This window comes from Pseudomonas sp. 203-8, from assembly GCF_020708595.1.
Classification (GTDB): Bacteria; Pseudomonadota; Gammaproteobacteria; order Pseudomonadales; family Pseudomonadaceae; genus Pseudomonas; species Pseudomonas aeruginosa.
This window is the reverse complement of the sequence record NZ_JAJFDF010000009.1, coordinates 343,547-355,698: the sequence shown is the minus strand read 5'-3', so window position 1 is coordinate 355,698 and position 12,152 is coordinate 343,547. Positions and strand designations below refer to the sequence as shown.

Here is a 12,152-nt window from a genome sequence, read left to right as displayed (position 1 = left end):
GGTACGGAAGCCGCCGGATGCTCGGCTAGAATGCCCTGGCTTCGGCGGTCGCCACCGGCCGCCCACTTCGCAACGGAACAGGGAATCGCAGATGAAAGCAGTACGCCAGGGTCGCGGCGTAACGGGGTTGCTCATGCTCCTGGCGCTGGCCGGGTGCAGTTCGCGGTCGGCGGAGCCGCCGCCGCCCAACCCCGACGAAGTACGGGCGAAGATCGTCCGCCTGATGCCGGCCACGGTGCGCGATCGCCAAGGGTGGGCCAGCGATATCTACGCGGCCTTTTCCGCCCAGCAGATCTACCCCAGCGACGAGAATCTCTGTGCGGTGCTGGCGGTGACCGAGCAGGAGTCCACCTACCAGGTCGACCCGCCGGTGGCCGGCCTGGGCAGGATCGCCACCCGCGAGGTCGAGCGTCGTGCCGGCAAGCTGCACGTGCCGGCGTTCCTGGTCAGCTCAGCGCTGAATATCAAGTCGCCCGATGGCCGCACCTACAGCCAGCGCCTGGCCGCGGCGCGCACGGAGAAGGAACTGAGCGAGACATTCGACGATTTCATCGCCATCGTGCCCATGGGCGGCAAGCTGTTCGGCGGCTTCAACCCGGTACACACCGGCGGGCCGATGCAGGTCAGCATCGCTTTCGCCGAGCAGCACGCGGACGGCTATCCCTATCCGCTGGACGGCAGCATCCGCCGCGAGGTGTTCAGCCGGCGCGGCGGCATGTATTTCGGCATCGCCCACCTGCTTGGCTATCCGGCGGACTACCCGGCGCCGCTGTACCGCTTCGCCGACTTCAACGCCGGCTGGTATGCCAGTCGCAACGCCGCGTTCCAGAGCGCGGTGAGTCGCGTCTCGGGGATTCCGCTGGCGCTGGATGGCGATCTGATCCGCTACGGCACGCGCACGCCGGGCTCCACCGAACTGGCCGTGCGCAGCCTCGGCAAGCGCCTGGACATGAGCGACGCGGCGATCCGCCGGGCGCTGGAGCAGGGCGACAGCCCGGAGTTCGCCGACAGCGCGCTGTACCGCAAGGTCTTCGCCCTGGCCGAAAGCGCCACCGGCAAGACATTGCCCCGCGCCGTGCTGCCGGGGATCACCCTGGAGAGCCCGAAGATCACCCGCAAGCTGACCACCGCCTGGTTCGCCAAGCGCGTCGACGAACGCTACCAGCGCTGCATGGCGCGCGTGCGGAAACGCTGAGTCCATCGTCGCGTGGGTCGAACCTGGCGCCGCCGCGGGAGTCTGCCGTCCTGTCAGCCAAGCTCATGGAGAAGCAGCGTATGAAGACCCGATACAGCGCCGAGGCACCGGCGCGCGACGAACTGGACCGGCTCGCCGGTCCGACGCTGGTGGAGTTCGGTACCGACTGGTGCGGCCATTGCCAGGCCGCCCAGCCGCTGCTGGCGGAAGTATTCAGCGACTATCCGGAGGTCGGCCACCTGAAGGTCGAGGACGGTCCCGGGCGCCGCCTGGGGCGCTCGTTCCAGGTCAAGCTGTGGCCGACCTTCGTCTTTCTTCGCGACGGCCGGGAGGTGGCGCGGGTGGTCCGCCCCGGCAGCGCCAGCGTGCTGGAAGAAGCGTTCGAGAGCCTGGTCGGCGAGGGCTGAGGACCCGGCCCGCGGGCCGGGCGGCGTTCAGGCCGGCATCGCGTGATCCACCTGTTCGCGGATCTCCTGGTAGCGCAGTTCCATCAGCTTGCGCTGCTCGCGCCGGGCCAGGGCCTGGGCGTAGCGGCGTTTCTCGATCGCGGTCTCCGGTTCCAGCGGACGCACCGCCACCGGCCGGCGCTGGTCGTCCATCGCCACCATGGTGAAGAAGCAACTGTTGGTATGGCGCACGGTGCGCTCGTGGATGTTCTCGGTCATCACCTTCACCCCGACCTCCATCGAAGTGCGCCCGGTGTAGTTCACCGAGGCGAGGAAGGTCACCAGTTCGCCGACATGGATCGGCTCGCGGAAGATCACCTGATCCACCGACAGGGTCACCACGTAGCGTCCGGCGTAGCGCTTGGCGCAGGCAAAGGCCACTTCGTCGAGGAGCTTGAGCAGCGCGCCGCCGTGGACGTTGCCGGAGAAGTTCGCCTTGTCGGGGGTCATGAGCACGCTCATGGTCAGTTGGTAGCTGCCAGGTTCCATCGTTCACCTATCACGCAAGTTGGTCACGGGCCATTGCAGTGGGCCGGCGGCCGCTCTGCGGCGGCCTCTGGCGATAGGGTAGGGAGAAACGCCGGCGCGATTAGCACCGCAGTCGACAATGGTGTTTTCCGCGAAACGGGCTTGCGGCGCCGCTCCGTATGCGCCAAGGGCTAGTCGCGGGAGCCGCCGCGTCCTTCCCGGCTGGCATCCATCCAGCGCAGCACTTCTTCGCCGAACTCCGGTGGCGCGATACGCCCCACCCGGCGTACCAGGTCGAGGATGGTCTGCTGGGCCAGCGCTTCTTCCATGCGCTTCTGCGCGGTGAGCATCACCGCGTGGATCGAGCAGGTGTTGCGGGTCGCCCAGGAAGGCGGGTTGCCTTCGAAGATCGCGCAGCGCTCGCGGACCTCGCGGCATTCGAAGATCGATTTGTCGCCGTCGATGGCGCGGACCACGTCGAGCACGCTGATTTCGTTGGCCGGCCGTGCCAGGCGGAAGCCACCGCGCACGCCTTCGGTGGCAGCCACCAGGCCGGCCTTGGCCAGGCGGGTGAAGACCTTGGCCAGCAGTTCCGGCGGCACGCCCTGCAACTCGGCGAGGGTGCGTACGCTGGACTCGCGGCTGTCGCCTTTCTCGTCGGCGAGGAACAACAGGCAGTGGATGCCGTATTCGACGCCGGCGCTATAGAGAGCCATCACTAACTCCGATAGAAATATTCGCAATATTCTGCGCGGTTTTCAGGTCGCTCACAAGGACAGGTCGTTCGCTGTCTTCCGCCTCGAAGCGCTCTATCTCCGATCCTTTTCGTATGTTTTCGACGTCTTTTCCTCTCTTTCACGGCGAGGGGCGATTGCCTGTCGGAACGCTTTTCGGGGATTGATCTTCTTAACTACGACAAATATAGTCGTAGTTGCGGAGAGGCTTTTCTCCGGATATCCCGTCCTTTCCCTCCAGGAGCCCCCAATGAAACAACGTATCCTGATCGTCGGTGCCGGATTCGCCGGCATGTGGAGCGCGCTGAGCGCAGTGCGCCAGCTCGACCGCCAGGGCCGCGACGACGTCGAGGTCGCGGTGCTCGCGCCGCAGCCCGAGCTGCGCATCCGCCCGCGTTTCTACGAGCCTGACGTGCAGCGCATGGCGGCGCCACTGGGCGAATTGTTCGCCGCGGTCGGCGTGCGTTTCGTGCAGGGCAGCGCGCAGCGCATCGACGTGGCCGGCAAGTGGGTGGAGTACCGCGATGCCGAGGGCACGCTGGCGCAACTGGACTACGACCGCCTGGTGCTGGCGGCCGGCAGCGGCGTGTGGCGTCCGGCGAGTGTCGTCGGCATCGACGCTGCCTTCGATGTCGACCAGTTGGAAGACGCCCTGCGCCTAGAGGCACACCTGCATGCCCTGCGCGACTTGCCGGATTCACCGGCACGCAACACCGTGGTGGTCGCCGGCGGCGGCTTCACCGGCATCGAGACCGCCACCGAGATGCCGGCGCGCCTGCGGGCGATCCTCGGCGAGAAAGCGGCGCTGCGAGTGATCGTGGTCGACCGCGGCGCCGCCATCGGCGCATCGATGGGCGCGGACCTGAGCGGCTTGATCGCCGAGGCCTCGGCGGAACTGGGCGTGGAGTGGTGCCTGGGGCGTTCGGTGGCGGCGGTGGATGCCGAGGGCGTGACGCTCGACGACGGCCAGCGGATCGAGGCGAAGACCGTGGTCTGGACCGTGGGCGTGCGGGCCAGCACCCTGACCGGGCAGATTCCGGGCGAGCGCGATGCCCAGGGTCGCCTGCATGTCGACCGCAACCTCAAGGTGCTCGGTCTCGACGATGTCTACGCCACCGGCGACGTGGCCCGCGCGGCTACCGACGACCTCGGCAACCATGCCCTGATGACCTGCCAGCACGCCATCGCCCTGGGTCGCTCGGCCGGCAATAACGTGGCCGCCGACCTGCTCGGCGTCGAGCCGATTCCCTACAGCCAGGTGAAGTACGTGACCTGTCTCGATCTCGGCGGCTGGGGCGCGGTGTTCACCGAGGGCTGGGACCGCCAGGTACGGTTCGTGCGCGAGGAGGGCAAGAAGATCAAGACCGAGATCAATGGCGTGTGGATCTACCCGCCGGCGGCGGACCGCGCCGTGGCGCTGGCGGCGGCCGACCCGCTGATTCCGGTGGTAGCGTAGGGCGATTTTCCCTCACCCCAACCCTCTCCCGCAGGCGGGAGAGGATGCCGTGCAGCGTAGAGGGATGCAGCGGCGCGCGGATGCCTGGCTTCCGGTAGGGCGAATAACCGCGAAGCGGTTATCCGCCGTTGCCTCGGTTCTCTTGGGAGCGTGCGTCTTCAGCGCTGGCGTTCCACCGCCGGACGGGCGAGCAGAAGGCGCAACGAGGCCCCCAGCGTTTCGCCATGACCCAGGCCGTCGAGCGGCTGGAAGTCCAGCGTGAGCCCGGCAACCCGGCGCAGGTCATCTACCAGCCGCGCCATCGCCTGGCCCGGCTCGGCTTTCAGCGAGCCGCGCGGGCTGGCCGGTTCGGCGCTGCCGCGCCAGAGCAGGAGTTCCGCGCGCTTTCCGCGCAGGCGCTGTTCGAGCCCCGCTCGTTCGCCGAGGATCGCCCCGTCGCGCCACCACAGCGACGGGCTGGCCGCGGCGTAGCGGGCGAACTCGCCGGGACGGGTGAACAGTGCGTGGAGCACCAGCAAGCCGCCGTAGGAGTGTCCCCAGAGGGTTTGTCGCGCAGTGTCCAGGGGCGCCTGCGCCGCCACGGCCGGGCGCATGCCGTCGCGCAGCAGGCCGAGGAAGGCGTCGGCGCCACCGCTGGGCAGGCCGTTGAGCGGGTCGCGCTGATCGGCCTGGCCGGGACTCGCGGGGGTGTAGTCGAAGGTACGCCCGGCGCGGTCGATGCGCAGCGGCGTGCGGTAGCCGATGGCGACCAGCAGCGGTGCGTCGCCGTCGGCCAGGCGTCTCAGGGTTGACTCGTCGAGGGCGCCGACGGCGGCGTTGCCGTCGAGCATCCAGACCACCGGGTAGCCGGCGGCGGGCGGTGCCTGCAGCGGTCGGCCGAGCCACAGCCGGTAATGCCGCTGGCCATCGACGGAATCCAGGTCCACGGCGCTGAAGCGATAGGGCAGGTCCTGGCGTTGCAGCAGGCTGCGGTCCATGGTCGCCTCGGGGTCCGGTTGCGCCAGCGGCGCGCCGCCGGGCAGGGCCGCCGCCAGGGCGAGGCCCAGGGCGGCGACGAGCAGGGAGGTTCTCATCAGGCTTTCTCGTTATGGCTCAGAACGACGCGGTCAGGCTGGTATAGAAGGTCCGTCCGGGCTCGTTGTAGGTCGCCGCGCCGGCCCCGTCGATGCCGACCACGCCCTGGGCATTGCCGGCGCGGAACAGGCGCTTGTCGAACAGGTTGTCGACGCCGGCGCCGAGGCTCAGGTTCTTGCTCAACCGATAGGTGCCGCCGAGGCCGGCGATGGCGTAGGGCGAGAGCTGGTCGTTGGCGCTGCCGGTGACACGGTCGCCGTGATAGTCGTATTTCTTCGGCTTCTGCTTGCCGTACCAGGTGACCGTGGCTTGCAGCGAGAGGTCGTCGGTGGCCTGCCAGTCGAGCATCGAGTTGAGGGTGTAGCGCGGCGTCACCGAGAGCACGTCGCCGGTTTCCTTGTTCTTCGATTGCAGCATGTAGGTGAAGTTGTTGCTCCACTTCAGGCCGTCGGCCAGGGGCAGGGTCAGGGTGCCTTCGAGGCCCTCGACCACCGCCTTGGGCACGTTCTCCCACTGGTAGATCGCCGCGTTGGCGTAGTCGCCCTTGCCGCCGCTGGCGTGGTCGACCGGTGACAGGCCGGATTCGATCTTGTTCTTGTAGTCGTTGCGGAAGTAGGTCAGCCCCGCTACCAGGCCGTCGTGGCTGTATTCGATGCCCAGTTCCTTGTTCACGCTGGTCTCGGCCTTGAGGCCGTCGTTGCCGCGCAGGTAGCAACTGGTGCTTTGCCCGTAGCAACCCTGGCCACGGCTGTAGAGCAGGTAGTCGGGGTTCAGCTGGTACAGGTTGGGGGCCTTGTAGGCGCGGGCGATACCGGCCTTCAGGGTGACCCGCTCGGTGAGCGCGTGGGACAGGTTCAGCGATGGGCTCCAGTTGTCGCCGACGATGTCGTGGTGGTCCCAGCGCAGGCCTGGGGTGAGCATGGTGCCGGGCATCAGCTCGATGTTGTCCTCGGCGAACAGCGAGAAGATCCGCGCCGAGGAACTGCTGCTGCGGTTCTTTCCGGCGAGACCGGGGATCGAGCCGCCTTCCTCGGTGTTCTGGGTGTTGGAGCTGGGGTCGTCGAGCTTCTGCTCGGTCCACTCGCTGCCGAGGGTCAGGGTCTGCTCGTAGCCCAGGTGCAGCGGCAGGTTGACCTCGCCGTGGGCGGTCAGGTCGCGCAGGGTGGCGGTGTAGAAGCCGGCGTTGTTGGGGTCGAAGATACCTTCGGTGCCGCCGGCCAGGCCTTCGTTGATCCGGCTGTTGCGGGTCTTCTCGTACTGCAGGTAGGCCAGCGAGCTGCCGAAGTCCCATTCGCCGCGATGGGTGACCGAGTAGGTCTCGCGGTACATGCGGTTGGTCTCGTGGCCGAGCATCTGCTTCACGTAGTTGTTGCTGTTGGTGTTCTGCGTGTCGCCGGTGTAGATGTTGCCCTGGCGGCTGAAGCCGGCCTCGAACTCGAGGGTCTGCTCGGGCGTCAGGCGCCAGCTGAGCAGCCCGTCGATGTCCTTGTTGCGCACGCCTTCGCGACCGGCGGGGAGGGTGCCGGCCTGCTTGCCGGTGCGGTTGGATTCGTGGCCGGCGTTGATGTCCCAGTCGTCCGAGTCGGTCTTGGCGATGTTGCCGTAGACGCGGTAGCTGAGGTTTTCCGTGAGCGGCCCGTTGAGACCGAAGCTCATCCGTTCGCTGGCGCCTTCGGCCTTGTGTTGCGGGAAATTGCTGTAGACGCTGAGATTACCGTGGGTTTCCGCGCCGGCCTGCTTGGTGATGATGTTCACCACGCCGCCCGCCGCGCCGTTGCCGTAGCGCGCCGCCGCCGGGCCGCGGATCACTTCGATGCGCTCGACCTGGTCGGCCGGCACCCAGTTGGTGTCGCCGCGGCTGTCGCGCTCGCCGCGCCAGCCGTAGCGCACCGAGTTGCGCGAGCTGACCGGCTTGCCGTCGACCAGGATCAGGGTGTTCTCCGGGCCCATGCCGCGGATGTCGATCTGCCGGTTGTTTCCACGCTGGCCGCTGGAGCTGTTGCCGGTCAGGTTGACCCCCGGCATGGTCCGGATGATCTGCGACAGGTCGTTGCTCGGCGGTCGCTTGGCGATGTCCTCGGCGGTGATGATGGAAACCCCCGGCGCCTGCTTGGTTTCCTCCTGGGCGGTGGCGACCACGGTCTGCTCGCCCAGCTCGATGACGGAGCCGTCGCCCTGGCCGGCGGCGTGTACGGCGTTGGCGAGCAGGCAACTGGACAGCAGCAGGAAGGGAACGGCGGGAAGGGCGCGTGAGGACATCGGTGATCTCCGGGCAATGCAGCGAAATGCAAGAGATCACAAATGATATTTATTGTTATTTGAGAGTAAAGCGCATTAACTTTCTAAACACTTCGCCCTCAGGCGGCCGCCGGCAGCCACAGGTGCAGGCACAATCCGGGCTTGCCGTTGCTGGCCCAGAGCCGGCCGCCCTGTAGCTCGATGGCGCGCCGGGCGATCGCCAGGCCGAGGCCGAAACCTTCGCCGGCGCTATCGTCCAGGCGCTGGTAGGGGAGGAAGATGCGTTCCAACTGGTCTTCCGCCACGCCAGGGCCCTGGTCCTGCAGGCGCAGGTGCCAGAAGTCGCCCTCGCGCTCGCCGTCGAGGCTGACCGTGCCGTCCTCGGGCGAGTGACGGATGGCGTTGCGCAGGAGGTTCTCCATGGCCTGGGCCAGGCTGTCCAGGTGGACCTCGACGCGACAGTCGACGCCCAAGCGGCAGGGTAGCCGCGCCGGGTCCCAGCCGCTTTCGAAACAGGCGTCCTCGCGCAGCGCTTCCCACACCGACAGCGCCAGCACCGGCTCGGTGGGTAGTTGCGGGCGCTCGGTGTCCATCCAGGCGAGGTCGAGGGTGTCTTCCAGCAGTCGTTGCATGTCGCCGATTTCGCGATCCAGGCGCTGGCGCAACTGCTCCGGCGGTAGCTCGCTGTCGTGGGCGATGCGCAGGCGCGCCAGCGGCGTGCGCAGTTCGTGGGACAGGGTGCGCAGCAGCAGGCGCTGCTGGGCGAGACTCAGGCGCAGGCGCTCGGCCATGTGCTCCAGGGCCTGGGCCAGCTCGCCGAGTTCGTCGCGGCGGGCCGCCAGCGGTGCGGCGAGGGGAGTGCTTTCCAGTTCGTCGGCGCGCAGGGCGTCGGCGCGATCGCGCAAGCGGTTCAGCGGCACCACCAGGTGGCGATAGAGCAGCAGGCCGAGCAGGGCGGCCAGCAAGGTCGGGACTATGCCGTGGGTGACCAGGTGGGTCCAGGGGGTCAGTCCGCCGGGCAGCAGGCGCTCCGGTAACTGGATTACCAGCCGGCCCTGCTCGGGATGTCCGGGGAACTCGATGCTGACGTACGGCAGTTCGTCCTGCAGGCGCCGGCTCATCGGCCAGTCGAGCTTGCGCATGAAGGTCAGGTGGCTCGACTCCTCGGCGCTTAGCGGCGTGCTGCCGAGGCTTTCCAGGTGCGGTCCGACCAGCGCCACCCAGGTATCTTCCTTCGCCGACAGTTCCTTGCGGAAGCGTTCGGCGCCCGCGGCGCCCTCTCTGCGCCAGGCATCCTCCGCCTGCCGCGCGTAATCCGCCAGGTAGTGGCGGTCGGCCGGGGCGAGGAAGTAGGTGCTGCGCTCCACCGACAGGCCCCAGGTGTAGATCAGCCAGGTCAGCAGCAGGCAGAAGCCGACCTGCAGCAGCGCCAGTTTCCATAACAGCGGGTGCCTGCGCATCAGGGGTGTTCCGTCTCCACCAGCAGGTAGCCCTGGCCGCGCACCGCCTGGATCTGCAGGTGACGGACGGCGACCACGGCGAGCTTGCGCCGCAGGTTGCAGACGTGCACGTCGAGACCGCGGTCGAGGCGCGTGTAGCTGCGGTGCAGCACGCTCCGGTAGAGGAACGGCTTGCTCAGCGCCTCGCCAGCGTGTTCGCGGAGCGTCGCCAGGAGGCGGTACTCGGATGGCGTCAGCCCCGCCGGAAGGCCCTGGTGGAGCACATCCTGGGCCTGGTCGTCGAACACCAGCCGGGTATCCCGCCGCTGCGCCAACGGCAGGCGGTCCAGTCGTACGCGGCGCAGCAGGGCGTCGGTGCGGGCATCCAGCTCGGCCAGGCTGAACGGCTTCGGCAGGTAGTCGTCGGCGCCGCGGGTGAAGCCGCTGATGCGATCCTGTTCGGCGCCCAGGGCCGACATCAGCATCACCGGCGTGGCCTGCTCGCGGCGCAGCGACTCCAGCAGCGCCAGGCCGTCGAGGCCGGGTAGCATGATGTCCAGCAACACCAGGTCGAACGCTTCGCGCCCGGCGGCTTCCAGTCCGTGCGAGCCATCGCCGCAGACGGTTACGCGGAAGCCGCGCCGGCGGAAATGCGCGTCGAGATCCTCGCGTAGGCGCGGGTCGTCTTCGACCAGCAGCAGGCGGGGAGATGGGATTGAAATATGAGAATGATTCACGTTCGTGAATATCTCATTTTTGCCGGGTATCGGGCAATGGGCCAATGCGCCGCAGCGTGCTCGGAGCGGAAATACTTTTCGACAAAGCCGTCGTTGCTTCGGCTTTGGTTCTGGCTTAGGGTCGGCGGGTCCGCAGGAGGCGGGCAGGAGTGTCGTGGCTATTGGCCAGCCTTTCGCGACGGCACTGGGTTGTACGATCATCTGGCGCGCTGCTGGCGCGTTGTTCGGGCCGCCCGCCGCAGGTGACTATCAAGGAAGATTCCCCATGCTGTTCTCCCAACACACCCGCCTGGTACACGTGGACTCCCCGCTGGGACCCGAGGTCCTGCAACTGCAACGGCTGGAGGGTCGCGAAGAGCTGGGCCGGCTGTTCAGCCACGAGCTCGAACTGGTCTCGAGCAATCCCGCCTTGCCTCTGGATGCCCTGTTGGGCAAGCCGATGAGCCTCGCGCTGGAACTCCCCGGCGGCAGCCGGCGGTATTTCCACGGCATCGTCGCGCGCTGTAGCCAGGGCGCCGGCGCCGGCCAGTTCGCCAGCTACCAGGTCACCCTGCGGCCCTGGCTGTGGCTGCTGACGCGCACCTCCGACTGCCGCATCTTCCAGAACCAGAAGGTCCCGGACATCATCAAGCAGGTGTTCCGCGACCTTGGCTTCTCCGACTTCGAGGACGCCCTGAGCCGCTCCTACCGCGAGTGGGAATACTGTGTGCAATACCGCGAGACCAGCTTCGATTTCGTCAGCCGGCTGATGGAGCAGGAAGGCATCTACTACTGGTTCCGCCACGAAAAGAAGCGCCACATCCTGGTGCTCTCCGATGCCTACGGCGCGCACCACAGCCCGGCCGGCTACACCAGCGTGCCCTATTACCCGCCGAGCCTCGGCCATCGCGAGCGCGACCACTTCTTCGACTGGCACATGGCGCGCGAGGTCCAGCCCGGCTCGCTAAGCCTCAACGACTACGACTTCCAGCGTCCCGGCACCCGCCTGGAAGTGCGCTCCAATGTCGGGCGCGCCCATGCCGCGGCCGACTACCCGCTCTACGACTACCCTGGCGAGTATGTGCAGAGTCAGGACGGCGAACACTATGCACGGACCCGCATCGAGGCGATCCAGACCCAGTACGAGCGAGTTCGCCTGCGGGGATGCGCCAGGGGTATCGGGGCGGGCCATCTGTTCCACCTGAGCAACTACCCGCGCCTGGACCAGAACCGCGAATACCTGGTGGTTGGCGCCGAGTACCGGGTAGTCCAGGAACTCTACGAGACCGGTAATGGCGGGGGCGGCGCGCAGTTCGAGAGCGAGCTGGACTGTATCGACGCCGGCCAGGCTTTCCGCCCCTTGCCGTCGACCCCGGTGCCGGTGGTGCGCGGCCCGCAGACCGCGCTGGTGGTCGGGCCCAAGGGCGAGGAGATCTGGACCGACCAGTATGGCCGGGTCAAGGTGCATTTCCACTGGGACCGCCACGACCAGTCCAACGAGAACAGCTCCTGCTGGATGCGCGTCTCGCAGGCCTGGGCCGGGAAGAACTGGGGCTCGATCCAGATCCCGCGGATCGGCCAGGAAGTGATCGTCAGCTTCCTCGAAGGCGACCCGGACCGGCCGATCATCACCGGGCGGGTCTACAACGCCGAGCAGACGGTGCCCTACGAGCTGCCGGCGAACGCTACCCAGAGCGGCACCAAGAGCCGTTCGAGCAAGGGCGGCACGCCGGCCAACTTCAACGAGATCCGCATGGAGGACAAGAAGGGCGCCGAGCAGTTGTTCATCCATGCCGAGAGGAACCAGGACATCGAGGTCGAGAACGACGAGAGCCACTGGGTCGGCCACGACCGGACCAAGACCATCGACCACGACGAGACGGTGCATGTGAAGCACGATCGCACCGAGACCGTGGACAACAACGAGACCATCACCGTGCATGCCAACCGCAGCAAGACGGTCGACCGCAACGAGACGGTCAGGATCGGCATGAACAAGACGGAAACCATCCTCATGGCCTCGTTGCAGAACGTCGGCATGGGGCGCATGGAAAACGTCGGGCTCGGCTACAGCCTGAACGTCGGCATGATGATGAACACCGTGGTCGGGCTGAACCAGAGCACCCAGGTGATGAAGAAGAAGACCTTGTCGGTGGGCGATAGCTACGAAGTGAGCGTGGGCGGCAGCGACGATGGCTCTAAGATCACCCTGGACGGTCAGAGCATCACCCTCGGCAGCCAGCGCATCGAGCTGACCGCCGACCGCGAGATCCTCTTGCGCTGCGGCCAGAGCACGATCCGCCTGACGCCGGGGGAGATCGAGATCCTCTCGCCCAATGTCGATATCAACTGTTGAGCGGCGGGCGGATGTCCTGTCGCGGCTTTT

At 67.3% G+C, this 12,152-nt stretch carries 10 protein-coding genes; 4 read left to right on the top strand and 6 right to left on the bottom strand.

What is annotated here, in order from left to right; genetic code table 11:
- Positions 1-91: 91 nt before the first annotated feature.
- Complete coding sequence (locus LJF27_RS22525; protein ID WP_003122578.1) at positions 92-1,195, top strand: DUF1615 domain-containing protein; 1,104 nt, start codon at positions 92-94, stop codon at positions 1,193-1,195.
- Between the two features lie 80 nt (positions 1,196-1,275).
- Positions 1,276-1,602 (top strand): thioredoxin family protein, encoded by a 327-nt coding sequence (locus LJF27_RS22520; protein WP_003101499.1) that lies wholly within the window; start codon positions 1,276-1,278, stop codon positions 1,600-1,602.
- Between the two features lie 27 nt (positions 1,603-1,629).
- Here LJF27_RS22520 and LJF27_RS22515 read toward each other — a convergent pair whose 3' ends face one another.
- Together LJF27_RS22515 and LJF27_RS22510 are read right to left on the bottom strand one after the other, a co-directional pair.
- Positions 1,630-2,130 (bottom strand): acyl-CoA thioesterase, encoded by a 501-nt coding sequence (locus LJF27_RS22515; protein WP_003090555.1) that lies wholly within the window; start codon positions 2,128-2,130, stop codon positions 1,630-1,632.
- A gap of 170 nt (positions 2,131-2,300) precedes the next feature.
- Positions 2,301-2,825 carry an RrF2 family transcriptional regulator gene (locus tag LJF27_RS22510; RefSeq protein ID WP_003090553.1) on the bottom strand — a complete coding sequence of 175 codons (525 nt, stop codon included), beginning with the start codon at positions 2,823-2,825 and terminating at the stop codon, positions 2,301-2,303.
- Positions 2,826-3,093: 268 nt separating this feature from the next.
- On the opposite strand from LJF27_RS22510, the gene LJF27_RS22505 reads away from it, so the two are divergent.
- Positions 3,094-4,299, top strand: a complete 1,206-nt coding sequence (locus tag LJF27_RS22505; protein WP_003122579.1) for an NAD(P)/FAD-dependent oxidoreductase — start codon at positions 3,094-3,096, stop codon at positions 4,297-4,299.
- Between the two features lie 158 nt (positions 4,300-4,457).
- Here the strand turns inward: LJF27_RS22505 and pfeE are convergent, their stop codons facing one another.
- From pfeE to LJF27_RS22485, 4 genes are all read right to left on the bottom strand, one after another.
- Entirely contained in the window at positions 4,458-5,372 is a 915-nt protein-coding gene (pfeE, locus tag LJF27_RS22500) for a ferric enterobactin esterase PfeE (RefSeq protein WP_023116921.1), read from the bottom strand.
- A gap of 19 nt (positions 5,373-5,391) precedes the next feature.
- On the bottom strand, positions 5,392-7,632 hold the full coding sequence (gene pfeA, locus LJF27_RS22495) for a siderophore enterobactin receptor PfeA (RefSeq protein ID WP_003090548.1): 2,241 nt from the start codon (positions 7,630-7,632) through the stop codon (positions 5,392-5,394).
- Positions 7,633-7,730: 98 nt separating this feature from the next.
- A complete protein-coding gene (gene pfeS, locus LJF27_RS22490) occupies positions 7,731-9,071 on the bottom strand; it encodes a two-component system sensor histidine kinase PfeS (RefSeq protein ID WP_015502780.1) in 1,341 nt (446 codons plus the stop codon).
- A complete protein-coding gene (locus tag LJF27_RS22485) occupies positions 9,071-9,787 on the bottom strand; it encodes a response regulator transcription factor (protein ID WP_003113402.1) in 717 nt (238 codons plus the stop codon). Before LJF27_RS22485 ends, pfeS begins: the two co-directional genes overlap by 1 nt.
- Positions 9,788-10,052: 265 nt before the next feature.
- Here LJF27_RS22485 and tssI point away from each other — a divergent pair, with 265 nt between their 5' ends.
- Positions 10,053-12,122 (top strand): type VI secretion system tip protein TssI/VgrG, encoded by a 2,070-nt coding sequence (gene tssI / locus LJF27_RS22480; RefSeq protein WP_023116920.1) that lies wholly within the window; start codon positions 10,053-10,055, stop codon positions 12,120-12,122.
- Positions 12,123-12,152 lie beyond the last annotated feature (30 nt).

Coding starts and splice junctions, on each gene's coding strand:
- LJF27_RS22515 (WP_003090555.1), bottom strand. CDS start 2,130: ATGGAACCTGGCAGCTACCAACTGACCATGAGCGTGCTCATGACCCCC.
- LJF27_RS22520 (WP_003101499.1), top strand. CDS start 1,276: ATGAAGACCCGATACAGCGCCGAGGCACCGGCGCGCGACGAACTGGAC.
- LJF27_RS22510 (WP_003090553.1), bottom strand. CDS start 2,825: ATGGCTCTCTATAGCGCCGGCGTCGAATACGGCATCCACTGCCTGTTG.
- LJF27_RS22525 (WP_003122578.1), top strand. CDS start 92: ATGAAAGCAGTACGCCAGGGTCGCGGCGTAACGGGGTTGCTCATGCTC.
- pfeE (WP_023116921.1), bottom strand. CDS start 5,372: ATGAGAACCTCCCTGCTCGTCGCCGCCCTGGGCCTCGCCCTGGCGGCG.
- pfeA (WP_003090548.1), bottom strand. CDS start 7,632: ATGTCCTCACGCGCCCTTCCCGCCGTTCCCTTCCTGCTGCTGTCCAGT.
- pfeS (WP_015502780.1), bottom strand. CDS start 9,071: ATGCGCAGGCACCCGCTGTTATGGAAACTGGCGCTGCTGCAGGTCGGC.
- tssI (WP_023116920.1), top strand. CDS start 10,053: ATGCTGTTCTCCCAACACACCCGCCTGGTACACGTGGACTCCCCGCTG.
- LJF27_RS22505 (WP_003122579.1), top strand. CDS start 3,094: ATGAAACAACGTATCCTGATCGTCGGTGCCGGATTCGCCGGCATGTGG.